Source organism: Kribbella ginsengisoli, assembly GCF_039537185.1.
Classification (GTDB): Bacteria; Actinomycetota; Actinomycetes; order Propionibacteriales; family Kribbellaceae; genus Kribbella; species Kribbella koreensis.
The window spans coordinates 1,218,356-1,243,956 of sequence record NZ_BAABAA010000002.1; the positions used below are offsets into that span (position 1 = coordinate 1,218,356).

Sequence of the window (25,601 nt, forward strand, 5' to 3'; positions counted from 1 at the left end):
CCGAAGGCATCCGAGCGGCTACGGTGCGTCGATGCGCCTTTTGGAGACTGATCCGTCCGTTATGTCCCGCCGCCGGTTCGCCGGCCTGACCGCCTTCACCTCCGCGGCCGCCCTCGGCCTCACCCAGATCAGCACCGCCTCTGCTGTTCAGAAGCGAACCTTCGTCCCCGCCGTCGTGGTCGGCACCGGCTACGGCTCGGCCGTGACCGCCCTGCGCCTCGGCGAGGCCGGCATCACCACGACGATGCTCGAGCTGGGCCAGTTGTGGAACAAGCCCGGTAAGGACGGCAAGATCTTCTGCTCGACCCTGAACCCGGACTCCCGCTCGATGTGGTTCAGCCGCCGCACCAAGGCCCCGCTCGACACGTTCCTGTGGCTCGACGTGGTCAACCGCGACATCGGTACGCCGTACGCCGGTGTGCTCGACCGGATCGACTTCCCCAACATGGGCGTCTACGTCGGTCGCGGCGTCGGCGGCGGCTCACTCGTCAACGGCGGCATGGCGCCGACCCCGAAGCGCGCGTACTTCGAGAAGATGCTGCCGCGCGTCGACGCCGACCAGATGTACCGGCGGTACTTCCCGCTCGCCAACAAGATGCTCGGCGTCAACACGATCGACCCGCGCTACCTAGAACAGACCCCGGTCTACCGCTACGCCCGCGTGTCCCGCCGGCACGCACACCAGGCCGGCTTCAAGACGACCGTCATCCCGAACGTCTACGACTTCCGTTATCTGCAACGAGAAGAGCGCAACCAGGTCCCTCGGTCGGCGCTGGCCGGTGAGGTCATCTACGGCAACAACCACGGCAAGCAGAGCCTCGACAAGACCTACCTCGCGGACGCGGTCGGCACCGGCAAGGTGACGATCCAGACCCTCACCCGGGTCACCGCGATCCGCCAGGACAAGACCGGCTACGTACTGACCCTCGAGAAGATCGATGCCTCAGGCAATGTTCTCCGCCGCAGCGAGCTGGGCTGCGAACACCTCTTCCTCGGCGCCGGCAGTGTCGGCACCACCGAATTGTTGCTCAGGGCCCGCGAAACCGATGCCCTGCCCAACCTCTCCGCGGCGATCGGCACCGGCTGGGGCAGCAACGGCAACGTGATGACGTCGCGCGCCAACCATCTGTGGGACCCGACCGGTTTCCTTCAGTCGACGATCCCGACGCTGGCCATCGACAACTGGAACGACCCGATCCATCCGGCCTTCGCGGAGATCGCGCCGTTGCCGATCGGTATCGAGACCTGGGCCAGCCTCTACCTGGCGATCACGGCCAGCCCCGAGCGCGGCCGCTTCAGCTACAACGCTTCGACTGATCGAGCCGAACTCCATTGGGGCGCGACGCAGAGCAACCCGTCGATCGCGACCGCACGGGCGCTTTTCGACCGGATCAACCGCGCGATCGGTACGACGTACCGGCACGATCTCTTCGGCGGCAACCGGGAGTTCGCGGCCGACTTCTGCTATCACCCGCTCGGTGGTTGCGTGCTGGGCAAGGCGACCGACGACTACGGCCGGGTCCGCGGCTACCGCAACCTGTATGTGACGGACGGTTCGCTCATCCCGGGCTCGATCGGCGTCAACCCGTTCGTCACCATCACGGCCCTTGCCGAACGCAACATCGCCCGCGTGCTCGCCACCGACCTGCGAACCTGACGAGATCGCCGCCGAGCGACGGCCCTGGCGGGTTATACGCTCGGGCCTCGTGACTTCCTCTTTCGCGACCGATCTGGCTCCCACCGGCGTCCTGCGTGCCTCGATCAACCTGGGCAATCCGGTGCTCGCCCAGGGCACCCCGGACGAGCCGACCGGCATCACGGTCGACCTCGCCCGGGAGATCGCGGCGCGCCTCGGCGTACCGGTGGAGTTCCTCTGCTTCGACGCGGCGCGGAAGTCGTTCGAGGCGATGACGTCGGGTGCGGCCGACCTCTGCTTCCTCGCCATCGATCCGGCGCGGGAGGCGGAGGTCGCCTTCACTGCCCCGTACGTCGTGATCGAAGGCGTCTACGCGGTGCCGCAGGACTCGCCGCTCACGACTGTCGCGTCGGTGGACAGCCCGGGGGTGCGGATCGGTGTGAAGCAGGGGTCTGCGTACGACCTGTTCCTGACTCGCACGCTGCAGAACGCCACTGTGGTTCGGGGTGCTGAGGGCACGGATGCTTTCCGCGCGGAGTCGTTGGAGGCGGCCGCGGGTATTCGGCAGCCGATCACGGCCTTCGTCGCGGCGAATGACGATGTCCGGCTGATCGACGAGCGCTTCATGCAGATCCAGCAAGCGGTCGGTACGACGAAGGACCGGCAGCCGGAGACCGTTGAGTTCCTGCGTGAGGTGGTCGAGGAGTTGAAGGCGAGCGGGTTTGTGGCGGAATCGCTCAAGCGGGCGGGGCAGTCCGACGCCACGGTCGCACCCTAGGGATCCACGCGGGGACGGCCTTGCGGTAGTCGTCGTATTGGCTGCCGTAGCGCTGGCGTAGTACGGGCTCTTCGTAGTAGCGGACAAAGGTCGCCATCACCACCCAGGCGCCGAGGCCGTAGATGAGAAGTGCTGGGTCGAGGTAGAGGAGTGCCTGACCGAGGATGGTTGTCACGACGCCGACGTACATGGGGTTGCGGACGAAACGGAAGTCGCCGCCGATCACCAGGCGCTCGGTCGGGGCGATCGGCGCGGGGTGCCACGGCCCTCGCGGACGAAGCGAATGAAGGCGCGCACGACGACGAGCACACCGGCGACGATCAAGAGCAGTGCCGGCCAGAGCTTCGGATCGTCCCAGCCGTTGATCCACCACGGGATCAGGCCGGCGACCACGCAGGGTGCGGCGAAGAAGAAGAGCGTGCTGCCGATGGCTGCCTTAATCATCGGCGAGCCTGGCGATGATGCGATCGGAGAGCTCGCAGAAGGTCTGCAGCTCGGCCGGGGTGAGATCGGCGAACCAGTCGGCGACCGCCGCGAAGTCGCCCGCATCTGTTTCTTTCCAGAAGGCCGCACTGTGATTCGTTGCTGAGAGCAACTTGCGGCGCTTGTCGGCCGGGTCGGGCTCGACCTGCAGGAGGTCCTTGCGGACCAGGGCGGCGACGATCTGGGCGACGTTCTGATGGGTGCTGCCGAGCGCGGCCGCGGATTCGGCCAGGGACGGCTTGCCGGCCGCCACGACGACTGTGATCAACGCGGCCTGCTGGGTGGTCAGACCGTCCTCGCGCAGTCGCTCGTCCATCGCGTACCGCAGTCGCTGCGCCAGGGCGAGCGTGGCCCGGAAGGCCCGGATCGACGGCTCGAGCGCCGAGGCCGGGCCGATCCCCAGCAGGTCTTCGGTCTTGTCTCGCGGTGACATAGGCAATATATTACCTATCATCATCGAAGGGGCAAGACCGTGATCTGTCTACTGCCACACTGCGCCTACCTGTCCGAGACCTCGCGGATGCTCGAGCTCCACCGCGCCCTGACCGAGCTCGGCGTCCCGGTCCGCGTCGCCACCCATGGCGGTCCGCACGAACGCCTGCTCGCCGGGATCCCGTACGACGTATTGGGGCCCGGCCTGTCGCCGGCGAGGGCCGCTCGTTTCGTCGGATCGGCCGTGGGGCTTGGGGATCCGGGGCAGAGCATGTACGAGGATGACGAGATCCGGTCGTACGTGCAGTTGGAGGCTGAGTACTTCCGGGCACATGGGATCAGCGTGGCGGTTACCGGCTTTACGCTGACCTCGTTGCTGTCGTCGCGGCTGGCCGGCGTACGGGTTGTGACGGAGCATGCGGGGAGCTTCGTACCGCCGGTGTTCGAGCGGTACCTTCCGCCGGACCGGAAGCCTGCCGAGATGGATGCCTACACCTCGGGCTTCAACCGGGTGGCCGATTCTCTCGGCGTACAAGGCATTCCGAGCCTCGCGGCGTTGCTGCTGGGCGATCTCTCGCTGGTACCGGAGGTCGCCGAAGTCCTAGGCGTCTCCGCCACCGAACTCGCCGGCTGGAATCCGGACGGCGACCCCGGCTACCGCCCCGGCTCGCGACTGGCCGCCGTAGGTCCTCTCTTCGCACACCTCGACGTCCCACTCCCCGACCGAGTCCAGAAGTTCCTCAACCAGCCCGGCCCGACCATCTACCTCGCGATGACCTCGACCCCGGCCGCCGAGGTCCGCGCCGCGATCGGTTCGCTCAGCACACTCGACGCCCGCATCCTCGTCGCCGGGACGATCCACAGCGACCTTGCCGACTTGGCGACGGACCGGATCCTGATCGAAGGCATCCTCCCCAGCCACCTCGTCATGCCCCAGGTCGACCTCGCCGTCACCACCGGCGGCCAAGGCAGCGTCCAAACCGCGATGGCCAGCGGCACACCCCTCCTCGGCGTCCCACTGCATCCGGAACAGGCACTCAACCTGACCCTGGTCGAACGCCTGGGCGCCGCCCGTGCCGCAACCCCGATCGACAACCTCGCCACCCTCGCAACCCAACTACTCGGCAGCAACTCCCACAAAGCCGCGGCCGAAGACATCCAGAAGCTGTACGCCGCCGCCGACGGCCCGGCGGACGCCGCCGAACTCATCGCCTCGTTCTGAGGAAACGGCGAGGAAACGCCGGGACCGGTCGGATGACCTTATGAGAATCCGACCCTTGCTCGCCGCCGCGACGATGGCCGTGGCGATAATGCCTGCCGCGCACCTGTCTCCGGCCGGAGCCGCGCCACCGCCTATCTCGTGGAAGGCGTGCCCCAGCTATTCCGACGACGTGATCCGGAACCTGGGCGTGGCTCCGGATCAGTTCGCGACGTTCCGTACTTTGATGGACCGCCTCGACTGCGGCACGGTCAGCGTGCCGCTGGACTACGCCGATCCCGGCGGACGGAAGATCGACATCGCGGTCACGCGGCTCGCCGCCACGGGTCATCGCAAGGGCAGCGTCGCGGTACTGCCCGGCGGTCCCGGTGGCAGCGGATACCTCGACCCGATCCTGCGCGTCATGCTCCGCAACCAGGAAATGGCTTCGCTGAACGAGCAGTACGACCTCATCGGCTTCGATCCCCGCGGCGTCGGCTACAGCACCAAGGTCGCCTGCGAGCTCCCGATGAACGGCCCGGACAAACCGGGTCCGCTGACCGAAGCCATGGCGCGCAAGATCTACGACACCCAGGTGGCGGTCAATCAGCGCTGCGCGAACTCGGATCCGGAGTTCATCGGGCAACTCACCACCGACACCGTCGCGAAGGACGTCAACCAGGTGCGGGCCGCACTCGGCGATCGCAGACTGAACCTGCTCGGCCTCTCCTGGGGCACCTACCTCGGGGCGGCGTACAGGAGCTTGTTCCCGACGTACACCGGCCGGGTCTTCCTGGACAGCCCGGCACCGCCGTGGACCGATTTCGACCGGCACATCGAGGAGAGTGCGGCGGCGATGGAGCGGAACTTCGGGCGCTTCGCGGCATGGCTGGCCGATCGGCATACGGCGTACGGCCTCGGCACTACTGCCCGGCAGGTACGTGAGCAGGTGCTGCAGCTGGTCAAGGCGTACGACACCAGCCCCAAGCTGTACTCCGACCTGCCGCGACCGATCGACGGCTCGGTGATCGCCAACTTGGCCGGCCGCACCTCGGCCGAGTGGACCCGCGTGGGCCAAGCCCTGTCCGAACTGGCCACCGCCACAGGTCCGACCGCACCGCCGACCGTCAAGCAGCTACTCGGTGGGCCGCCGCCCGCACCGCTCCCCGGCGCACCCGAGATGCAGAGCATGACTATGAACCTGGCTGTCACCTGCAACGAGGACAGCAGCCGCCCGACCTTCGCGAAGGCTTGGCGCGACTATCAGAAACTCCAGAAGCGCCTCCCGGTGACCGGCCGGGGCTGGGGCACCACCGCCCTCTGCTCAGGCTGGCCGCTCCCAGCACAGCAAGCCACCCTCCGCCCGACCAACGGCTCCTTGATCCTCGCCGCTCATCTCTACGAGTTCATGTCCGTCTACGACTGGGCCCGCCAAACCCGAAAGGCCATCGGCGGCACCATCTACACGGTCGCCGACGACGCCCACGTCTCCACCACGAGAGTCCCGGCCTGTGCGGCAGAGGTCGTCACCTACTTCGACACGGGCCGCATCGACCGGGGCTGCCCAGGGCTTCAGCCACCGAGCTGACTCACCTGCTCTGGATATACATAGCATTCCTATGTATAGTTGTCTCACGTGATCGCTTCGACAGATCTTTCTCAGCTCGGGGTCGACGTCGTCGTCGCCTCGGCGCGGTTGACCCGGCTGGCCAGCCGGGATGTGAGCGCGTTGCCGCACGCGGCGATGCGGCTGATGGGCCGGCTCGACGAGCTCGGGCCGACCCGGATCAGTGAGCTCGCCAAGGCGGACCGGTGTTCGCAGCCGACGATGTCCAACCTGGTCCAGCGCCAGGAGGAGAACGGCTGGGTACGCCGTGAGCCCGACCCCGCCGACTCCCGCGCCAGCCTGATCAGCCTCACCCCGGCCGGCCGCGCCGAGCTCGACCGCGCCCGGCACGAAGCCGGTGAGGCCATCGCCGCCCGGCTGAAGCACCTGCCGCAATCCGACCTCGAAACCCTTCAGGCCGCGGTCACCGTCATGCACCGAATTCTCAAGCCTCTGGAGGAGAGCAACCGGTGAGCAGCAACTCGTTTCTGAAGCAACCCAAGTCCGTCTGGGCCGTCGCGTTCGCGTGCGTGATCGCGTTCATGGGCATCGGCCTGGTCGACCCGATCCTCAAGCCGATCGCCGAGCAACTGCACGCGAGCCCGTCCCAGGTGTCGCTGCTGTTCACCAGCTACATGGCCGTGATCGGCGTCGCGATGCTGATCACCGGCGCGGTCTCCAGCCGGATCGGCGCCAAGCGCACCCTGCTGATCGGTCTGGCCATCATCGTCGTCTTCAGCGCGCTGGCCGGCCTGTCCAACTCGATCGGCATGATCGTCGCCTTCCGGGCCGGCTGGGGTCTGGGCAACGCGCTCTTCATCGCCACCGCTTTGGCGACGATCGTCAACTCCGCCAGCGGTTCCGTCGCCCAGGCGATCATCCTGTACGAAGCGGCGCTCGGCGTCGGCATCGCGGCCGGTCCGCTCGTCGGCGGTGAGCTCGGCACGATCTCCTGGCGCGGCCCGTTCTTCGGCGTCGCGGTCCTGATGACGATCGCGCTGGCCGCCACCGCGTTCCTGCTCCCCGCGTCGCCGCCCGCTCCCCGGCGTACGTCGATCATCGAACCCCTGAAGGCACTCCGGCACCGGTCGCTCGCCACCGTCGCCGTCACCGCCCTCCTCTACAACTTCGGCTTCTTCACCCTCCTCGCCTTCACCCCGTTCCCGCTGGGCATGTCGGCCCGCCAGATCGGCCTGATCTTCTTCGGCTGGGGCATCGGCCTCGCACTCACCTCGGTCTTCGCCGCGCCCCGCCTGCAACGCCGCTTCGGCACTCTCCCCGTCGTGATGACGTCCCTGCTCCTCTTCGCAGCAGACCTGGCCCTGATGGGCCTCTACGCCCACCACCCGCCGGTACTGGCCGTAGGCGTGATCGTCGCCGGCCTCTTCCTCGGCGTGAACAACACCCTCATCACCGAAGCCGTCATGGCCGCCGCCCCCGTAGAACGAGGCACCGCCTCCGCCGCCTACAGCTTCGTCCGCTTCTCCGGCGGCGCCGTCGCCCCCTGGCTCGCAGGCAAACTAGGCGAGGAGATCAACGTCCAGATCCCCTTCTGGGTAGGCGCTTTCGCAGTACTGCTGGCAGTCGGCGTACTGGCCACCGGCTGGAAGCCCCTGGCCCACCTTCGGACCCCGGTCGTCCACTCCGAGACCGAAGCAACCGCCCTCACAGCAGCAGACGCCTAGTCAGCTGTCGCCATCCGCCGGCCCGTCCGGGAGTATGCGGGTGGCGACCAGCCGGGCAGCGACCACCCGGAGCTTGACGTTGCCGTCCTGGGAGTACCGGCGCAGTACTGCGAACGCCTGGTCGGCGTCGATCGCGAACCGTTCCATCAGCACTCCCTGCGCCTGGCCGATGCGATGCCGGGCCTCGACCGCCTTGGCCAGGTCCGCGATCTGCACCACGTTCGACAGCGCCACAGCAGCGTGCCTCGCCAGCAGCAGCGCCGCGGCCTCGTCGCCGGTCGTGAACTGGTTCGGCGCAACCGCGTAGACAGTCAGCGCACCCACAGCCGAGGCACTGGTCGCGAGTGGGACGGTGAGCACGCTTCGCAGCCCGAGGTCAGCCACCTGCCGGCTCCAACGTGGCCAGCGTTGATCGGTAGCGGTGTCGGCGATCAGCACGCTGCCGTGCGCGCCCCTCAGTGGCACGGACGGCCCGTTTCCCTGGTCCAGTTGCAGTTGATCGGCCAGCTCTGCCCGTGGATCGATCGCGCTCGCCGAGGCGAGTCCGTGGCGGCGGAGAATCACTCCTGCGCAGTCACCGCCGGCGATACGTAGTACAGAGTCTTGTACCAGTCCCAGCGTCTCGGTGATCCCGGCTGCGTCGTAGAGCTGGGCCCAGCGCGCCACCTCACCGGCCGACACCACTGCATCGCTGGATTCGGGACGCGGCCCTGCGATCGCCGTCGCGGAAGCAGTCACCGATCGCCGGAGGCGAGTACGGATGAGCGCCATCGGCCCAACTCCCTATGCAATTTCCACTCGAGCAGAGCGACGCCGGGGTCTTGGGCAGCCAGTCACGCCGAACAGAATCGGCGTGATACCTCCACAGTACCGCCATCCCACCACCCAGGCGCCTTCTCAGCCAGACTCTTTCCTACCGGCGACCGACGCATGGCCGTCTCAGCTGACGGAAGTCCACCACATCGTCGTCTGTATGAGCTGCCGCGCCGGGCTACTCGCGGCCGCTGAGCAAGGTGATGGGTTGCGGCTTGGTTGCTAGCCAGGCGGTGGTGGCTGCGGTGGATCCGACGACGATGAGGGAGCCTCCCAGGATCAGGGCGAGTAGGCGCCAAGGGATTGCTACGACTACGACGCCGTAGGTGCTCGCGGTGCCGGTGGCTATGCCGGCCAGGGCTGCGGCTGCCACGATGCAGCCGAGGAGGACGCCGACGAGGACGACGGTCAGGGACTCGAGTAGGGCTATCAGGAGGACCTGAGGTCTGGTGAGGCCGGCCATTCTGGCTTGGGCGAATTCTCGGCGGCGGTCGGCGGTGGACATGACGATCGCGTTGACTACGGCGACCGCGGCGTAAACACCGGACAAGCCCATCAGTACCGCGAAGATGGCCGTGTTGCCGCGCTGCTGCGCTTCGCCCCGGCTCTGCGCCCAGTCGGCCACCGTACGCCCACCCAGCCGGTGTGCTGCCGCCGTCAGGTCGGCGCCGTCGGCGAGTTTCACCAGCGTCTCCGTGCGGCCGGCCGGCGTCAGCGCGCGCGGGACGAAGAAGTTGTCACCGACGTCCAGCGTCTCGGGCAGGATCGCAACCACCTTCAGCTTGACCGTCCGGCCGTCGATGGTTGCCGCCAGCACCGAATTGAGTTTGTAGCCCTCGGCACTCATTCCTGGGCCGATGGCGATTGCCGCGCCGGCCAGGCGGGCCAGGGAGCCCTTGCGGGGACGGAGTTTGTGGGTTTGCTGCCAGGCAGTCGGGTCGATGCCGATCGCCTCGGAGTACGTGGTCCGGCGGTTGTGGCGGATGGAGATCGGCACGATGGTCTGCGGTGAGGCGACGGCGATTCCTGCGGTGGAGGCGACTTCGCCGGGTACGACGAGGTCGGCGGTGATGAGTTGGCGCTGTTCCTCGCCGACGGCCTTGGCAAGTGAGCCGAAGGTGCCCCAGAGGCCGAGCAGCAAGCCGGCCAAGACGATCAGCGGGGCGGCGGTGGCGGCGCTTCGGCGTACCGCGTGGAGGACGTTGGCGCGGGCCAGGTCTGCGACGACGCTGCCACGGAGTACGAGCGCGGGGAGGCGGCCGACCCACGGTACGACGACCGGGCTCAGTTGGCTCAGCGCGACTGAGCCGCTGACCATCACCAGCAAGGCGATGGTCAGTCCGGCGACCAGATCACCGGCTGCCTGCGCGATGGCGACCAGTGCGGCCGTCGACACTGCGGCCGACAACCCCCAGAACCAGCGCCAGCCGGTCATCACCGGTCGGCCTTCCGGCAGGTCGGACAGCGCCTCCAATGCGCTGATCCGCGATGCCCGCCAGGCTGCGGCGAAGACACCGACCACGGCGGTGCTCACGCCGACGATCGCGGCGGCGTACAGGGCGCCTGGATCCCAAGGCGCAATGAACCACTGTGGCAGCATCCCCAAAGAAACAAGGAGTTTCGATTGCGCGAAGGTGCCGAGCAGGCCGACCGGTACGCCGACCGCCGTCCCCACCAGGCCGAGCAACACCGCCTCGCCGAGCAACATCAGTCGGAGGCTGCCGCGTTGCGCGCCGACCAGTCGCAGCAACGCGAGCTCTCGCCGCCGCTGTACGACGGTGAAGCCGAAGGTCGTACTGACGATGAACACGGTCAGGAAGACCGCCAGCATCACCGTCATCCCGAGCAACGTCGCCGCACCCGCGTACCCGTCGCGGATGTGCGCCCGCTCGATTCCCGTCAGCCCTGCCGGTAGTACGGGCCGGTCGGTCGCCGCCATCACCTGCAGCGCCGACTGCACCAGCCCCACCCCGAGCGCCACCGCAACCACCGCCCCGGCGAACAACTGCCACCGGTCCCGAACCGCACCCACCGAAATCCTCAGCACACCACCACTCAACCGCCCAGCGCGCTCGCACACCCTCCCCCAAACGCCCGTCCCCGGTAGCGCAAGCGCTACCGGGGACAGAGAAGACCGGAGCCCACGCAATACACGGGTGCGGTGCGCGGGTGTGAGCTACTGCTCGAGGGCGACGTCCAGGGTGATTTCGACGCCGGTCAGGGCCTTGCTGATGGGGCAGGTGGCCTTTGCGTCCGCGGCTGCCTTGGCGAAGCCGTCGGCGTCGAGGCCGTCGACCTCGCCGCGGACCGTGAGCTTGATGCCGGTCAGCTTGAAGCCGCCGTCCGGGTCCGGGCCGAGCGTGACGTCGTCCTGGATCTCCAGGGCGATCGGAGTGCCGCCGGCCTCCGCGATCAGCGCGGAGAACTGCATCGCGAAGCAGGCCGAGTGGGCCGCGGCGATCAGTTCCTCCGGGCTGGTGGTGCCGTTCGCGTCCTCGGCCGCCCGCTTGGGGAAGGAGACCTCGTAGGTGCCGATCTTGGAGCTGGTCAGCTCGACCTGGCCGGAACCGTCTTGCAGGGTGCCGTTCCAGGCGGTGCGAGCGGTACGAGTAGGCATATCTGTCTCCCTAGAAAGTCAACCGCGAATACAGGTAGACTAACTAGTCACTCTTGCAGTCGTCAACCAAGCGAGAGCGCCGAGGATGGGATAGTGACGGAGATGACAGAGCACACCAGCGCCCCCGACCGCACCGTCCCCGTGCGGGACCGGTTGATCGAGTGCGCCAGCGAACTGTTCTACGGCGAAGGCATCCGGGCGATCAGCGCCGACCGGATCATCGCGGCCGTCGGCACCACCAAGGCGACGTTCTACCGGCACTTCCCCACCAAGGACGACCTCGTTCTCGCGTACCTCGAGCGCCGGGCCGACTGGGAACGGATCGCGGTGACGACCGCCGCCCAGGACGACGACCCACGCCGGGCACTGCAAGCGGTCGCCAAACTGCTGGCCGACTCCAGTTGCCAGCCCGGCTTCCGCGGTTGCCCGTTCATCAACGCCGGCGCCGAGTACGCCGATCCCACGCATCCGATCCGCCGCCTGGTCGAGGACCAGCGCAGCTGGTGGTGGACCTTCTTCCGGGGCCTGGCGACCCGGCTGGGCACCCCGGCGGGCAAGCCGTCGTACGCCGTAGCCGACCAGATGATGATGCTCCGCGACGGCGCCCTGGTCGCCGGCTACCTGGGCGACCCCACCCGGGTCGGAGACCGGCTGACCACGGCCTTCAACGCGATCGTCGACGCCGCCCTCTGAGTCGGCCCCTGGCACCAGTCAGGCACCGCCATCCTTGCTGACCATACCAAACAGTATGGTATGGTCAGCGGCATGGTGGCACAGAAGGACTGGCTCGAGGCCGGGTTGAAGGTGCTGGCGGCCGAGGGCTCGCCGGCGTTGACGATCGAGCGGCTCACCGGCGAACTGGGCTTGAGCAAAGGGTCGTATTACCACCATTTCAAAGGGGCAGGCGGATTCCGGACCGCCCTGCTCGAGTACTTCGAGAGGCGGTTCACCACGCGGCTGATCGACGCCGTCGAAGAGCACCCCGACGCTGATGCGGCGAGCAAGCTGACCCAGTTGATGGAGCCGGTGCTGGCCGATGCGGACCACGTCCGGCTCGAGATCGCAGTACGGGCATGGGCCCTGCAGGATCCCGAGGCGAGGGCCGCGCAGGAGCGGGTCGATCACGCCAGAACCGCTTATCTACAAGAGCTTTGCCGCGGGATCGATAGCGTCGAGGAGCCCGAGCACCTCGCCCGGTTGCTCTACCTGATCCTGATCGGCGCCGAGCAGGTCGTACCACCGGTGCCGGCGACCGAGTTGCGCGCGCTGTACGCGACCACGCTGACCCTGGCGACCGGCAAACCGTTCCTCACCTGAGAAGGAGCCCGCCATGCCGACGTACACCGATCTCCCTGAGCTAGCCGAGCTCCTGCCCGAAGCCGACGTCATCGACGTGAAGACGGCGACCGGATCGGTGACGCTGCGCGAGTTCACCGCCGGCGCCCTGAGCCTCGAGTCCCGCGCCGGCCAGGCGCTCTTCGCGCTCCGCGTCCCCGTCGCCAAACTGCTCCGACTCGAGATGACCGGAATGCCTTCCAGAACAAGGCTCCGCCCCGAGGACGTCAGCTTCACCCCCGGCGACCAGCTCGCGTTCTTCACGGTCGATCGCGGCGAAGAAGAGCACTACCTCCTGCTGAAAGTCACCGACAACCATCTCTTCGCCTACCTGGCGATCATCGTCGACGACTCCGGCCCCGTCCGCGCATTCAAGGTGGTAACCCTCGTCCACTACCTCCGCACCGCCGGCCGCCTCTACTTCAACCTGATCCGCCCCTTCCACCACGTCGCAATCCGCTTCATGTGCGGCTCGGGCGTCAACTACCGCAGGTGAGTCAGTAGGGCCGTGAAATCGGCTTGGTTGTAGGGGCGGGCGCCGATGAGGGACTGGAGCAGGATGCCGTCGAGGGCTGCTACCAGGAGGCTTGCCTTTTGGGGGTTCGTGGTGAAGTTGCGGGCGATCTGGGTCAGGGGCTCGAGCCAGGCAGCAGCGGCGTCGCGGAGCGCCGGGCGGCGGGCTGCGAGGAGGTACAGCTCGTACTCCGCCAGCGTGCGGCCTCGCCGATAGACCAGGCAGTGCTCGATCAGTCGCGCAAGCTCGTCGGCGGGGCGGGCACCCATTTCGTTGACGCGCTCGTGGAGCTCGGCTGCCAGGTCGTCGGCCGCCCAGGTCAGCGCTGCCACCAGCAAGTCGTCGAGCGAGGTGAAGTGGTACGTCGTCGAGGCCAGCGAGACCCCGGCCTCGGCGGCGACCGCCCGATGGCTGACCCCGGCAACGCCGTCCCGCTCGATCACGGCCAGCGTCGCCGTCAGCAACTCCACTCGCCGCGCTTGCCCGCGTACGCGGCGTCCATCAACGCTCCTGACCTGCACGAATCGCAAAATACCAGGACAGACGTACTGATTGTTTTTGACCCCCGGAATCGGCTGGATCCGCTCCGGAGGCGGCCTACGCTTCTTGTCGTGACTGACCCCCAGCAGCCCACAGCCACTCCCCCGAACGCCCCGATCAGCACCGCCATGCGGCGTGCGCTGAAGCGGGCCGACGACGGCAAGACGCTCGACCCGGCAGAGGTCGAGGTACTGCTGTCCGCCTCCGGCCCCGCGCTCGAGCAGTTGATGTCGACCGCCGCGCGGGTACGTGACCAAGGACTGGCCGACGCGGGCCGGAGTGGGATCATCACCTACTCCAAGAAGGTGTTCATCCCGCTGACCCAGTTGTGCCGGGACCGGTGCCACTACTGCACGTTCGCGACGACGCCGGGGCGCGTTCATTCGCCGTACCTGAGTCCCGACGAGGTGCTGGAGATCGCCCGCCAAGGCGCGGCACTCGGTTGCAAGGAAGCGCTCTTCACGCTCGGCGACGCTCCCGAGGACCGCTGGGACGCCGCCAAGACGTGGCTCGAGGAGGCCGGCTACGACAGCACCCTCGACTACGTGCGGGCGATGTCGATCCGGGTGCTCGAGGAGACCGGCCTGCTGCCGCACCTCAACCCCGGTGTCATGTCGTGGCAGAACCTGCAGCGGCTGAAGCCGGTCGCGCCGAGCATGGGGATGATGCTCGAGACCACCTCGCGGCGGCTGTTCGAGGAGAAGGGTCAGCCGCACTTCGGGTCGCCCGACAAGGACCCGGCGATCCGGCTGCGGGTGCTGGAGGATGCCGGTCGTTCGAACGTACCGTTCACCACCGGGCTGCTGATCGGCATCGGGGAGAACCTCGAGGAGCGGGCCGACTCGATCTTCGCGCTGCGCAAGATCGCCCGGCAGTACGGCGGGATCCAGGAGGTCATCATCCAGGGGTTCCGGGTGAAGCCGGATACGGCGATGCGCAACGACGCCGACGTACCGTTGGACGAGTGGCTGGCCGCGATCGCGGTCACCCGGGTCGTGCTCGGGCCGCGGATGCGCGTCCAGGCGCCGCCGAACCTGGTCGACCTGGCCGAGGCGCGACTGCTGCTCGACGCGGGTGTCGACGACTTCGGTGGCGTCTCGCCGCTGACCCCGGATCACGTGAACCCCGAGCGTCCGTGGCCGCAGATCGACGACCTGGCCAAGCTCACCGCGGACGCCGGTTTCACCTTGCGCGAAAGGCTCACCGCGCACCCGGAGTACCTGCGTGAACCCTGGCTCGACCCGCGCCTCATCTCGCATGTGGAAGCCCTCGTCGACCCGGAGACCGGTCTCGCCAACGAGGACGCGTTCCCCAAGGGCCTGCCCTGGCAGGAGCCAGACGGCGGCTGGGACAGCGTCGGCCGCACCGACCTCCACACCGCCATCGACACCGAAGGCCGCCGCACCGAAACCCGTTCCGACTTCGACGCGGCGTACGGCGACTGGGACGTACTCCGCGAAGATGTCGCAGCCCGTCGGGCCGGTGAATCTGCAAGTGGTGTGAGTGAACCGGAGCGGATTGCTGCCGAGACGAAGGCGGCGCTTGCTGCTGCTGAGCGGGATCCGGCGGGATTGTCCGATGCTCAGGCTTTGACGTTGATGACGGCGACCGGGCCGGCGTTGGATCAGTTGGCGAAGATCGCGGATGATCTGCGGAAGGCCGTGGTCGGGGACGATGTCACCTACGTGGTGAACCGGAACATCAACTTCACCAACGTCTGTTACACCGGCTGCCGGTTCTGCGCGTTCGCTCAGCGGCGGACCGACGCCGACGCCTACTCACTCTCGATGGACGAGGTCGCCCAGCGCGCCGAAGAGGCCTGGGTGATCGGCGCGACCGAGGTCTGCATGCAGGGTGGCATCCACCCGGACCTGCCCGGTACGGCGTACGCGGACCTCGTGAAAGCCGTCAAGGACCGCGTCCCCGAGATGCACGTGCACGCCTACTCCCCGATGGAGATCGTCAACGGCTCGGTCCGTACCGGCCTGTCGATCGAGGACTTCCTGATCTCCGTCAAGGAGGCCGGCCTGGGCAGCATCCCCGGCACCGCCGCCGAGATCCTCGACGACGACGTGCGCTGGATCCTCACCAAGGGAAAGTTGCCGACGGCAAGCTGGATCGAGGTGATCAGCACCGCGCACAAGGTCGGCCTGCCGTCCAGCTCGACGATGATGTACGGCCACGTCGACGCCCCGCACCACTGGGTCCAGCACCTGCGGACGATCGCGGCGGTCCAGGACCAGACCGGTGGCTTCACCGAGTTCGTGCTGCTGCCGTTCATCCACACCAACTCGCCGATCTACCTGGCCGGCGTGGCGCGTCCCGGTCCGACGTACGACGAGAACCGCGCCGTGCATGCGATGGCGCGGATCATGCTGCACGGCCGGATCGATAACATCCAGTGCTCCTGGGTGAAGCTCGGCACCGACGGCTGCGTCGACGTGCTGAACGGCGGCGTCAACGACATCGGCGGCACCCTGATGGAGGAGACCATCAGCCGGATGGCCGGCTCCAAGCACGGCTCCCGCAAGTCCATCGAGGAGCTGACCCAGATGGCCACCGCCGCCGGCCGCCCCGCCCGCCAGCGCACCACCACCTACGGCGAGGTCCCCCAGACCTCGCACACGGCCCTCGAACTGGCCTGAAGAGACTTGGCCTGACAGCTTGCGGTAGCTCCCGCTCATCGGGCGGCGTCGAGATCGACGGCGGTACGGTTCCGTCGCTTGGCGCCGACCCGATGGCCGAGAGTGATCAGCCCGAAGCCGATCAGGTAGATACCGGCCGTCACAGCCAGGTAGTCGAGCGGCACCTTGTCCGGATCGGCCGAGAAGGCCGCGGTGTTGTCGCCCACCCACGATCTGAGCAGGTACAGGGTCTGGAACGTGAACGAGTAGCCGAAGATCGCGATGTAGGCGACGTACGCCGCCAGCCGGTTCTTCACGAAGAAGCCGAGCGGGAACGCGAACAGAACGGTGACGATGGCAACCATGGGAATCCCCTCCAAAGCGTTGTGCTGACTCCCTCAAGGTGCCGCCCGGACCACCCTCACCACATCGGTGCCATCGCCGGACTCCGCTCGTCCCGGGCCCTTAAGTGCTGGCACGGGTGCGCTCGCGACCAGCCGCCGCCATCATGAAGAGGTGTCCCGCGCCAGACGGCTAGTAGTGCTCGCGACGATCCTGTACGCCGCAGCGCTGGTCCTGCGCGAGCTACTGGCCCTCGGCCCCGCCTCGGTCGGTACTACGGAAGTACTGGCCACGACGGCACTACTGCTCCCGTCGCTGGCCCTCGGCTGGCTGGTGGCCATCAGGGCACCCGGCAACCCGCTCGGCCCGGCCCTGGCCCTGACCTCCGCCATACCGGCGCTCGTCTTCGCCGTCGAGGACTGGGGCGCGACCTACACCACGAGCAACCCTTGGCCGGGCGCCCGACTCGTCTCGGTCGTCGGCGCCGGCGCGTGGACCTGGCTGTTCATCGGGTTCGCCGCAGTGGTGCTCCTGTTTCCGGACGGACTGCTGCCGGGCCGCTGGTGGCGAGCGGTGGCCGTCGCAGTACCAGTGACCGCCTTGCTGGTGAACTTCACCGTCTCCACTGACAGCGGGACGTTCAGCGAGGCCAACCTGGGCAAGCCGCCGTTCGTCCTGCCCGGGCCGCTGCGAGTCGCCTTGATCGTCGTGGCGTTCAGCTCGTTCCTGGCCGTTCTGCTGGCAGCGGCGTCAGGGTTGGTGGTGCGCTTCCGGCGTGGCGACGAGGTCACCCGGCTCCGGTTGCGCTGGCTGATGCTGGCGGCCCTGAGCGTGCCGCTGCTGCTCGGCGGGAGCTGGGCCGCCATCGCCCTGGGCGCTCCGGACACGTTCGCCTACACGTTCTTCCTGGTCGCGATGCTGATCCTCGTCCCCGCGGCGATCGCGCTGGCCATCCTGCGGCACGATCTGTTCGATATCGATCGGCTGCTGGGCAGTACGGTCAGCTGGCTGATCACCACGATCACCTCAGCGGTGATCTTCGCCGGCATCGTCGTTGCCGTGGACAACTTGTTTCCGGGGCGACAGCGCGCGGGAATCGCCGGCGCCGCCTTCGTCACGGCGCTGGTTCTGGTGCCGCTGCACCAGTGGCTGCACCGGGCGGTCGGGCGGCTCGTCGATCCTGACCGCTCCGTCGCGCTGGCCCAGATCCGGGACTTCGTCCGCCAGGTCCGGGACGGTCAGGCCGAGCCGGAGCAGGTCGAGCAGGTGCTCCGCAAGGCCCTTGACGACCCTTCGCTCCAGCTCCTGCTACAGCGACCCGGGGATCAGCTCCCCCTCCCAGAGACCGCGATTCCCTTGCAGACAGGCGATTCGACCGTCGGAGCGCTTGTCCTGGGGAGTACCTCGGCCCGCCGCGTACGCCGGGCCCGCGAGGCGGCCGTCGAGGCGCGGCTGCCGATCGAGGTGAGCCGGTTGCGGCTGGAACTGCAGGACGCGCTGGCCGAAGTACGGGCCAGCCGGTCGCGGTTGATGTCCGAGGTGAACGCCGAGCGCCAGCGCCTCGAGCGGGATCTGCATGACGGCGCCCAGCAGCAATTGATTGCCCTGGGCATGCGTTTGCGGTCGTTGCAGCATCGGCTCGGCGGGACCCATGACGACGAGCTCGACGAGCTGGTCGGGACGCTGGAGCAGACGGTGGGTGAGTTGCGGCGGATCGCGCACGGGGTCCGGCCGAGTCGGCTTGACGACGGGCTGGCGGTGGCGTTGCGGCGGTTGGTACAGGAGAGTTCGGTGCCGGTCGATCTCGTAGTACCGGAGCTGGAGGTCGGTGAAGGGGTGGCGACGGCGGTGTACTTCACGGTCGGCGAGGCGATCGCCAACGCGCTCAAGCATGCTGAAGCGACGAGGATCTCGATCGAGGTCGCCGTCGCCGCGCAGCGGTTGTGTGTCGTCGTGCGAGACGATGGCATCGGCGGCGCGAGGGAGGGATTCGGGCTGACCTCGTTGCGGGACCGGGTGGCATCGGTCGGTGGCTCGCTGACGCTGGACAGTCCGCCGGGTGCGGGCACGTCGATCAGGGCGGAGATCCCGTGCGCGTCGTGATCGGTGAGGATTCCGCTTTGTTTCGTGAGGGTCTGCGCGGGTTGCTGACCGAGAACGGGCACCAGGTGGTGAGCGCCGTGGCGACCGCGGACGAGCTGGTCGAGGCAGTCCGGGCGGACGAGCCCGACCTCACGATCATCGACGTCCGGATGCCGCCGACGATGACGGACGACGGCGCCCGCGCGGCCGGCGTACTGCGATCCGAGGCGCCGGACCGGCCGATCCTGATGCTGTCGCAGCACATCGAGACCAGGCACGTGGTCGATCTGGTCGCCACCGCCGGCTTCGGCTACCTGCTCAAGGACCGCGTACTACGAGTCGCCGACTTCCTCGACGCGATGCGACGCGTCGCCGACGGCGGCTCAGCACTCGACCCCGCGATCGTGGCCGCCCTGATGACGCCGACCCGCGCGAACGACCCACTCGCCGCTTTGTCGGCCCGCGAACGCGAAGTCCTCACCCTGGTGGCCGAAGGCCTCTCCAACGCCGCCATCGCCGCCCGGCTGGTCCTCGCCGAGCGCACGGTCGAAACCCACATGCGCAGCATCTTCCAGAAGCTCCGCATCGACGACCATCCCGACAGCCATCGACGGGTGCTCGCGGTCCTCGCCCATCTCACCGCCTGAAGCTTTTCCCGAAGTACTGGTCCCCAGTTCTCAACCAGTACTTCGGGAAAAAGAAACGCCGACCGTGTCGGGCGTCGGTCACCACCTCACTGGCGACCGGCGCCCCGGCGACACGGCCGGCGTCCTGCTTTGCCCCGAGAGGGCGGTTCGGCCCGAAGGAGGGAGGACCGCTGACTCATTCCGTGACCGGCAGGGGAGGTACAGTCCGGTCGCGGACGGGAATCGCGGTACCGCCTGAGCCTTTCGCCAGCGACCCGTCCGTCGCCGACAACTGAACGTTGTCACGGGGTAGCTGACCGCCGCCATGAGCGCGGTCAAACATTTGCATTGATCTAGCGCAGAGCGACGCTCCGTATACCCGCCGTCGCTTTCCGTACCCGCCAGTAGACAAGTTGCCTACCGCAACAACAATCCAACGCTCAACCACCCCCGACCGGTCCAGTCCGGTGAGAGCAAAGCCGCCAAGTTTGTTGCCTGCAGCAACTCACAATCCGGCTCGCTCATGACAAGGCCGCCCGCAGACTGGTGGCTGACAGCTCAGATATCGCAGGATTCGCTTCGATATTCCGGTGGTAGGATAATATCGAAGTAGCCCGAAGGAGTATCGAAGTGCTGGTAGCCACGATCGCAGCGATCGCTGACGAGCAATGGGGCTTGGTGACGACGGCCCAGGCGCGTGCGGCCGGCGTGTCCGCGCAGTCCATGGCGCGGCTGGCGGAGGACGGCGTACTGGAGCGAGTTACCCACGGCGTCTATCGAGTGGTCGGCGCCGGCTCGCCACTGGATGCTCTCCGGGCGACGTGGCTCGCGCTCGCGCCCGACCAGCTCGTCGTCGATCGGCTGCGAGATCCGGATGCCGTCCTGTCCTACCGATCGGCTGCGAGCTATCACCAGCTGGGCGATCTGGACGCCGACCGGTTCGAGTTCACCGTTGCCGTCCGCAAGCAGTCGAAGCGACAGGACGTGCGGTTCCATCGCGAGACTCTCAAGCCCGGTGAGTGGCAGATCGTCAGCGGCCTACCGGTGACGACCATCGTGAAGACCATCAGCGATCTGGCGAAGGCGCACACCGACGGTGGGCATCTGGCCGGGGTGGTCCGCGACGCGATCGCGGTGGCTTCTGTCAGTGCGGAGGAGATCAGCGAAGCTCTCGCGCCCTACGCGCACCTCTACGGACAGCAACTCGGTCACGGACTCGGGTTGCTGGGCAACTTCCTCGATGAAGCGGGCGTTCCCAAAGCCACCAGGCAAGCAGCCGAGCTGGTCGCGCCCAGACCGTCACTTGCCGACGCGGCGGTTCTCCACGCGCTCGCGTTGATTGATCCACGGATCCCCAGGGACCTCCGCAATCGCGCGGCGCACCTCGGCCTGTCGGTCGAGGAACTGCGGCAAGTACAGGCCGTACTGGGCATCACCGACGATCCAGCTGAGGTACAGGAGGCTCTGCGCGCAGCCTACGAAGCCCGAGCGAGGCTTCTTCACGAGTCGAAGGACCGAACCGGCCGATGAGAGCCAAGCCGTACGCCACCGCTCGCGAGTTCCGGGTCAGCGCCAACGCGCACATGAAGAAGATCGCCACCAGCTCCGGCAGACCGACGCAGGAGGTCAACCGCGAGTTCGTCCTGCAACGCTTCCTGGCCCGTGTATTCCAGCTCCCGGATGCGCCCTGGGTTCTGAAGGGTGGCACCGGCCTGCTGGTCCGGCTCCCCCGCGCCCGGTACAGCGACGACATCGATTTGCTCTACCCGACCGAGGACATCGACCTCCGCGTGCCGGTCAACGAGATCCGCGCCGTGATGGCCCGGCCGTGTGGCAGTGACTACTTCCGCTTCGAGCTCCGCAAGGTCGACGAACACACCAGGGAAGGCGCCGAGAAGGCCGTCGCCAAGATCCACGTCGTCGCCTCCATCGGGACTACGGAGTACCAGCGGTTCAGCATCGATGTGTCCGTCAAGAAGCGGCCGGTCGGCCAGGTCGACTGGGTTCGGCCGACCCCGATCGTCGAACTACCAGGCATTCCCGAGCTACCCGAGTTCGCGCTCTACCCGCTCGCAGACCAGATCGCCGACAAGGTCTGCGCGATGTACGAGACCCACCGGGACGGCACGCCCTCCACCCGGTACCACGATCTCGTCGACCTGGTCCTGATCGTCACCAGCAGCACGGGTCTCGACGCAGCCCGCACCACCTGCGCGTTGCAGGCAGAGGCGACCAACCGAGATCTTGCGCTCCCCACCAAGCTGGTTTCACCTGGTGGACAATGGCCGGCCGGCTACCACAAGGAAGCCGGCCTGGCAGGGCTGTCTGCGGACCTTCGTGACCTCGCACCGGCCCTCGACGTCGCCGGAGCCTGCCTTGATCCACTCCTCGGCGGCGAGCTTGCCGACGGCATCTGGGACGCCACCGAGCGACGCTGGCAGTAGAACTGAGCCGGCTCAGTACGGGTAGGTGTCGTCGCGGCGGGTTGGGTCCAGGTCCCAGAGGGAGAACTGGACCACCTTGTGGGATTCTTCGCCGCCGGCGGGGGTGAGGCCGAAGTTGTCGTAGTCCTTGGAGCCGAGGCCGTCGAGGTAGCCGAGGAGTTCGAAGGCTGAACGAGCGTCCTCGATGTCGTCGATCACCTCGTCGTTCTGGGCCTCGTCCGCGCGGCTGCGGACGTAGGCGACGAACGCCTCGGGATCGGTCACCACGAAGTCGTAGCGGGCCTGGTAGCTGAGCCGGATCCCGTTCTCCGGGACGATCGCCTCGTCCAGGTCGTCCAGGTCGCCGCGCTCGACCATCTCGCGGTAGTCGTCGGGGTCGTCGAAGTCGTCCGGCCCCAGCGGCAGGTCGTCGAGCTCGTCGGGGTCGTAGGAGTCGATGCCGAGGAAGATGTCTCCCCAGCCGCGCTCGTGGACCGCGTCGGCGAGGACCCGGGCCTGGACCCGGACGTTCTCGATCGCCGTGGTGGCCCGCAGGTCGTGCAGGTCCAGGGCGTCGGCTTGCGCCAGCAGCACCTTCGCCAGTTCGCGGGCGGCCTCGGCGGCCGATGCGGGCTCAATCGGCTCACTCATGCTGAGACGGTACAACCATCGGCACATCGACCGCCGCGCCCGGTACGCCGAAAGCGTCCACCAGCTCCCCGGCGTACGGCCGGACGACCGCGCAAAGTTCGTTCACCAGGGCCGTGATCGCCTTCGACCGGGCCCCCGACAACCGCCCGTGCTCGATGTACCAGGCCCGCTCCGACTCGATCGTCACCAGCGCGTGCAGATCGTAGAGATCCCGCAGCCGTTCCCGCGCGGCACCTTCCGGCGCAGCCTGTACTGCGGCCAGGAACGCCTCCGCCACCACCCGCTCCACATGCGCCCGGCCGGCCGCGATGACGTGATCCTGGCACCGGTTGAACGCCTCGAACGGTTCGACTCCATCGTCGATCCCGCGCTTGAGCCGGCGAGCCACCCCCGCCAGCATGTGCTCCTCCCGGAAGCGCAGCATGCCGGAGTGGTACGCGTCGTCCCGCAGCCCGGCGTCGGGGTCGGCCGCGTCGTTGCGATTCGGCACCACGTCGCGCAGCCGCTCGATCAGCGTCCGCAGCGCCGTCTTCTCCACCGCGATCTCGACCGCCTGCGCCGCGATGAACCGAGCGGTCCCGAGCGGGTCGAGCTTGCCGAAGGACTCCCGGTAGTTCGTCAGCAGCCCCTTGGCGACGAGCTGCATCAACACCGTGTTGTCGCCTTCGAAGGTGGTGAACACATCGGTGTCCGCCTTGAGCGTCGCCAGCCGGTTCTCCGCCAGGTACCCCGCGCCACCGCACGCCTCGCGGCACATCTGGATCGTCTCGGTCGCGTGCCAGGTGCCCAGCGCCTTCGTACCGGCCGCCTGCGCCTCCAGCGCGCGCTGGTCGTGGTCGTCCTTCACACCATCGCCACCGAACAGCCGGGCGAACTCCTCCACCAGCTCGGCCTGCGCGAAATGCAGCGCGTACGTCCGCGCGAGCAGCGGCAGGAGCCGGCGCTGATGCATGCGGTAATCGAGGAGCAACGCCTCGTCCGCACTGCCGGGCGCGCCGAACTGGCGGCGGCGGTCGGCGTACCGGATGGCGATCGTCAGGGCGACCTTGCTCGCGTTGATCGCGGCGCCGCCGACCGAGACGCGGCCCTGGACGAGGGTGCCGAGCATGGTGAAGAAGCGCCGGTCCGGGTTCTCGATCTCGCTGCTGTAGTTGCCGTCCGCATCGACCTGCGCGTAGCGGTCGAGCAGGGCGGTCCGCGGGACCCGGACCTGGTCGAAGACGATCCGGCCGTTGTCGACGCCGTTCAGGCCCAGCTTGGCGCCGCAGTCGGAGAGGGTGACGCCGGGGAGCGGGTCGCCGTCCTTGGTCCTGATCGGGACGAGCAGGCAGTGCACGCCATGGGTCTCGCCGCCGACGACGAGTTGGGCGAAGACGGCGGCCATCCGGCCGTGGCGGGCCGCGTTGCCGATGTAGTCCTTGCGGGCGGCGGGGGTTGGGGTGTGGATGACGAATTCTTCGGTGGCCGGGTCGTACGTCGCCGTCGTACCGAGTGCTTGGACGTTGGAGCCGTGGCCGGTCTCGGTCATCGCGAAGCAGCCGAGCAGGCGGCCTTCGATCGCGTCGGTGAGGTACTCGTCGTGATGCCGGCTGGTGCCGAGGTGCAGGATCGCGCCGGCGAACAGGCCGAACTGGACGCCCGCCTTCACCATCAAGGACAGGTCGCCGAACGCGAGCGTCTCGAAGCCGGCGATGAAACCACCCAGGTCGCCCTGGCCGCCGAACTCCTTGGGGAAGCCGCGGGCGGTGTGGCCCTCGGCGGTGATCTGCTGCATCACCTCGAGCACCTTGTCCCGGTACTCCGCTCTGCTCAGCTCCAGTCCGGCGTCGAGCAGACCGGCGTTCGCCGCCAGCCCGTCGCGGACCAGATCCCGTGCCGCTTTGTGCGGCCCGTCCAGATACTCGCGCAACCCCGTCATGCTCCAAACGTAGGCCGCGGGGCGCTCGGGGTCCGTAACGACGCTCACGTTCGGCAGCGGTAAGGCTGAGATGGCACACAGACTGCGCAGATGCGGCGATAAGATGCGGTTCGTGCCGAATTTGCGGATCAGTGAGGCTGCTGCGCTGCTCGGAGTCAGTGATGACACCTTGCGCCGGTGGGTCGATCAGGGGCGGTTGCCGGTAGTACAGGAGAGCGGCCGGATGGCTGTCGAGGGCGCGGCGCTGGCGGCCTTCGCGCAGGAGCTGGCCGAGTCGCCGGAGCCGGGCAACACCACGGCCGCGTCGGCCCGCAATCGCCTGCGCGGCATCGTCACGCGCGTCGTCAAGGACGGCGTGATGGCTCAGGTGGAGCTGCAGGCCGGTCCGTTCCGGGTCGTCTCGCTGATGAGCCGGGAGGCGGCGGACGAGCTCGGCCTGGAGCCGGGCGTGATCGCCGTCGCGTCGATCAAGTCCACCCATGTCGTCGTCGAGATCCCGGAGGCCTGATGTTCCGCCGTACCGTTGCAGCCGCCGTCACCGCCATTGCCGCCCTGACCCTGGTGAGCTGTGGAGACGACACCCCGGCGGCCTCGTCTCCGAGCAGCAGTTCCAGCAGTACCGCGAACCTCTCGGGCACGATCAGCGTGTTCGCGGCGGCGTCGCTGACCGGTACCTTCACCCAGCTCGGCAAGGACTTCGAGGCCGCGCACCCCGGCGTCAAGGTCGTCTTCAACTTCGCCGGCAGCTCCGCCCTCGCCGAGCAGATCAACCAGGGCGCCCCCGCCGACGTCTTCGCCTCGGCCGCCCCCAAGAACATGGACCAGGTCACCGACAAGGGCACCCCCACCACCTTCGTGAAGAACGAGTTGGAGATCGCCGTCCCCAAGGGCAATCCCGGCAGGATCACCGGCCTGAAGGACTTCACCGACAAGAACCGCAAGATCGCCCTCTGCGCCGCCGAGGTCCCCTGCGGCGCCGCCGCCGGCAAGGTCTTCGAGGCCGCCGACCTGACCCCCGCCCCCGACACCCTCGAAAAGGATGTCAAGGCAGCCCTCACCAAGGTCAGCCTCGGCGAGGTGGACGCCGCCCTCGTCTACAAAACAGACGTCCTCTCCGCCAAGGACAAGGTAGAAGGCATCGAATTCCCCGAAGCCTCCGCAGCAATCAACGACTACCCCATCGCCACCCTGACGAAGGCAAAGAACGCCGACGGAGCCAAGGCGTTCGTCGACTACGTCCTCTCCCCCGCCGGCACCAAGGTCCTCACCGACGCCGGCTTCGAAGGTCCGTAATAGCT

At 67.9% G+C, this 25,601-nt stretch carries 26 protein-coding genes; 16 read left to right on the plus strand and 10 right to left on the minus strand.

The window, feature by feature from the left end:
- Positions 1-31 precede the first annotated feature (31 nt).
- Positions 32-1,657 (plus strand): GMC oxidoreductase, encoded by a 1,626-nt coding sequence (locus tag ABD768_RS13275; protein ID WP_344840607.1) that lies wholly within the window; start codon positions 32-34, stop codon positions 1,655-1,657.
- A 49-nt stretch (positions 1,658-1,706) separates the two neighbouring features.
- Positions 1,707-2,414, plus strand: coding sequence for a transporter substrate-binding domain-containing protein (locus ABD768_RS13280; RefSeq protein WP_343975362.1), 708 nt, complete (start codon positions 1,707-1,709; stop codon positions 2,412-2,414).
- On the opposite strand, the gene ABD768_RS13285 is transcribed toward ABD768_RS13280, so the two are convergent.
- Genes ABD768_RS13285 through ABD768_RS13295 form a run of 3 tightly spaced genes read right to left on the minus strand, consistent with a single transcriptional unit; the run spans position 2,374 to position 3,330 of the window.
- Positions 2,374-2,640 (minus strand): methyltransferase family protein, encoded by a 267-nt coding sequence (locus ABD768_RS13285; RefSeq protein WP_344840609.1) that lies wholly within the window; start codon positions 2,638-2,640, stop codon positions 2,374-2,376. The two genes, ABD768_RS13280 and ABD768_RS13285, sit on opposite strands and share 41 nt — an antisense overlap.
- Complete coding sequence (locus ABD768_RS13290) at positions 2,637-2,858, minus strand: hypothetical protein (protein WP_344840611.1); 222 nt, start codon at positions 2,856-2,858, stop codon at positions 2,637-2,639. The genes ABD768_RS13285 and ABD768_RS13290 overlap by 4 nt, the downstream gene beginning before the upstream one ends.
- On the minus strand, positions 2,851-3,330 hold the full coding sequence (locus tag ABD768_RS13295; RefSeq protein ID WP_344840613.1) for a MarR family winged helix-turn-helix transcriptional regulator: 480 nt from the start codon (positions 3,328-3,330) through the stop codon (positions 2,851-2,853). Before ABD768_RS13295 ends, ABD768_RS13290 begins: the two co-directional genes overlap by 8 nt.
- 39 nt (positions 3,331-3,369) lie before the next feature.
- Here ABD768_RS13295 and ABD768_RS13300 point away from each other — a divergent pair, with 39 nt between their 5' ends.
- Genes ABD768_RS13300 through ABD768_RS13315 form a run of 4 tightly spaced genes read left to right on the plus strand, consistent with a single transcriptional unit; the run spans position 3,370 to position 7,818 of the window.
- Positions 3,370-4,551, plus strand: coding sequence for a glycosyltransferase (locus ABD768_RS13300; protein WP_344840615.1), 1,182 nt, complete (start codon positions 3,370-3,372; stop codon positions 4,549-4,551).
- Positions 4,552-4,591: 40 nt separating this feature from the next.
- Positions 4,592-6,115 carry an alpha/beta fold hydrolase gene (locus ABD768_RS13305; RefSeq protein WP_344840617.1) on the plus strand — a complete coding sequence of 508 codons (1,524 nt, stop codon included), beginning with the start codon at positions 4,592-4,594 and terminating at the stop codon, positions 6,113-6,115.
- Positions 6,116-6,163: 48 nt separating this feature from the next.
- Positions 6,164-6,607, plus strand: a complete 444-nt coding sequence (locus ABD768_RS13310; RefSeq protein WP_343975348.1) for a MarR family winged helix-turn-helix transcriptional regulator — start codon at positions 6,164-6,166, stop codon at positions 6,605-6,607.
- Entirely contained in the window at positions 6,604-7,818 is a 1,215-nt protein-coding gene (locus ABD768_RS13315; RefSeq protein ID WP_344840619.1) for an MFS transporter, read from the plus strand. Before ABD768_RS13310 ends, ABD768_RS13315 begins: the two co-directional genes overlap by 4 nt.
- On the opposite strand, the gene ABD768_RS13320 is transcribed toward ABD768_RS13315, so the two are convergent.
- From ABD768_RS13320 to ABD768_RS13330, 3 genes are all read right to left on the minus strand, one after another.
- Positions 7,819-8,589: a GAF and ANTAR domain-containing protein gene (locus ABD768_RS13320; protein WP_344840621.1), complete on the minus strand. Its 771-nt coding sequence runs from the start codon at positions 8,587-8,589 to the stop codon at positions 7,819-7,821.
- 220 nt (positions 8,590-8,809) lie between these two features.
- Complete coding sequence (locus tag ABD768_RS13325) at positions 8,810-10,663, minus strand: FtsX-like permease family protein (RefSeq protein ID WP_344840623.1); 1,854 nt, start codon at positions 10,661-10,663, stop codon at positions 8,810-8,812.
- Between the two features lie 144 nt (positions 10,664-10,807).
- Positions 10,808-11,248: an OsmC family peroxiredoxin gene (locus ABD768_RS13330; RefSeq protein WP_343975336.1), complete on the minus strand. Its 441-nt coding sequence runs from the start codon at positions 11,246-11,248 to the stop codon at positions 10,808-10,810.
- 102 nt (positions 11,249-11,350) lie between these two features.
- On the opposite strand from ABD768_RS13330, the gene ABD768_RS13335 reads away from it, so the two are divergent.
- The 3 genes from ABD768_RS13335 (at position 11,351) to ABD768_RS13345 (ending at position 13,079) form a co-directional block, all read left to right on the plus strand.
- Complete coding sequence (locus ABD768_RS13335) at positions 11,351-11,941, plus strand: TetR/AcrR family transcriptional regulator (RefSeq protein ID WP_343975333.1); 591 nt, start codon at positions 11,351-11,353, stop codon at positions 11,939-11,941.
- 72 nt (positions 11,942-12,013) lie between these two features.
- On the plus strand, positions 12,014-12,565 hold the full coding sequence (locus ABD768_RS13340; RefSeq protein ID WP_344840626.1) for a TetR/AcrR family transcriptional regulator: 552 nt from the start codon (positions 12,014-12,016) through the stop codon (positions 12,563-12,565).
- 13 nt (positions 12,566-12,578) lie between these two features.
- Complete coding sequence (locus ABD768_RS13345; RefSeq protein ID WP_344840628.1) at positions 12,579-13,079, plus strand: DUF2867 domain-containing protein; 501 nt, start codon at positions 12,579-12,581, stop codon at positions 13,077-13,079.
- Here ABD768_RS13345 and ABD768_RS13350 read toward each other — a convergent pair.
- Positions 13,067-13,618, minus strand: a complete 552-nt coding sequence (locus tag ABD768_RS13350; RefSeq protein WP_344840630.1) for a TetR/AcrR family transcriptional regulator — start codon at positions 13,616-13,618, stop codon at positions 13,067-13,069. The two genes, ABD768_RS13345 and ABD768_RS13350, sit on opposite strands and share 13 nt — an antisense overlap.
- Positions 13,619-13,708: 90 nt before the next feature.
- Here ABD768_RS13350 and ABD768_RS13355 point away from each other — a divergent pair, with 90 nt between their 5' ends.
- Complete coding sequence (locus ABD768_RS13355; RefSeq protein ID WP_425558420.1) at positions 13,709-16,282, plus strand: bifunctional FO biosynthesis protein CofGH; 2,574 nt, start codon at positions 13,709-13,711, stop codon at positions 16,280-16,282.
- Between the two features lie 35 nt (positions 16,283-16,317).
- On the opposite strand, the gene ABD768_RS13360 is transcribed toward ABD768_RS13355, so the two are convergent.
- Positions 16,318-16,626: a hypothetical protein gene (locus ABD768_RS13360; protein WP_343975321.1), complete on the minus strand. Its 309-nt coding sequence runs from the start codon at positions 16,624-16,626 to the stop codon at positions 16,318-16,320.
- A 151-nt stretch (positions 16,627-16,777) separates the two neighbouring features.
- On the opposite strand from ABD768_RS13360, the gene ABD768_RS13365 reads away from it, so the two are divergent.
- From ABD768_RS13365 to ABD768_RS13380, 4 genes are all read left to right on the plus strand, one after another.
- On the plus strand, positions 16,778-18,706 hold the full coding sequence (locus ABD768_RS13365) for a sensor histidine kinase (protein WP_344840632.1): 1,929 nt from the start codon (positions 16,778-16,780) through the stop codon (positions 18,704-18,706).
- Positions 18,694-19,332: a LuxR C-terminal-related transcriptional regulator gene (locus ABD768_RS13370; protein ID WP_344840634.1), complete on the plus strand. Its 639-nt coding sequence runs from the start codon at positions 18,694-18,696 to the stop codon at positions 19,330-19,332. Before ABD768_RS13365 ends, ABD768_RS13370 begins: the two co-directional genes overlap by 13 nt.
- A 609-nt stretch (positions 19,333-19,941) precedes the next feature.
- A complete protein-coding gene (locus ABD768_RS13375; protein WP_344840636.1) occupies positions 19,942-20,841 on the plus strand; it encodes a type IV toxin-antitoxin system AbiEi family antitoxin domain-containing protein in 900 nt (299 codons plus the stop codon).
- On the plus strand, positions 20,838-21,755 hold the full coding sequence (locus ABD768_RS13380) for a nucleotidyl transferase AbiEii/AbiGii toxin family protein (protein ID WP_344840638.1): 918 nt from the start codon (positions 20,838-20,840) through the stop codon (positions 21,753-21,755). The genes ABD768_RS13375 and ABD768_RS13380 overlap by 4 nt, the downstream gene beginning before the upstream one ends.
- A gap of 12 nt (positions 21,756-21,767) precedes the next feature.
- On the opposite strand, the gene ABD768_RS13385 is transcribed toward ABD768_RS13380, so the two are convergent.
- Together ABD768_RS13385 and ABD768_RS13390 are read right to left on the minus strand one after the other, a co-directional pair.
- A complete protein-coding gene (locus ABD768_RS13385) occupies positions 21,768-22,385 on the minus strand; it encodes a hypothetical protein (RefSeq protein ID WP_343975312.1) in 618 nt (205 codons plus the stop codon).
- Positions 22,378-24,303, minus strand: a complete 1,926-nt coding sequence (locus tag ABD768_RS13390) for an acyl-CoA dehydrogenase family protein (protein WP_344840640.1) — start codon at positions 24,301-24,303, stop codon at positions 22,378-22,380. Before ABD768_RS13390 ends, ABD768_RS13385 begins: the two co-directional genes overlap by 8 nt.
- A 103-nt stretch (positions 24,304-24,406) precedes the next feature.
- Here ABD768_RS13390 and ABD768_RS13395 point away from each other — a divergent pair, with 103 nt between their 5' ends.
- The gene (locus ABD768_RS13395) at positions 24,407-24,811 is read left to right on the plus strand and encodes a TOBE domain-containing protein (RefSeq protein WP_425552142.1); all 405 of its coding nucleotides are present in this window, start codon (positions 24,407-24,409) and stop codon (positions 24,809-24,811) included.
- The gene (gene modA / locus ABD768_RS13400) at positions 24,811-25,596 is read left to right on the plus strand and encodes a molybdate ABC transporter substrate-binding protein (RefSeq protein ID WP_344840643.1); all 786 of its coding nucleotides are present in this window, start codon (positions 24,811-24,813) and stop codon (positions 25,594-25,596) included. Before ABD768_RS13395 ends, modA begins: the two co-directional genes overlap by 1 nt.
- The last annotated feature ends 5 nt before the right edge of the window (positions 25,597-25,601 follow it).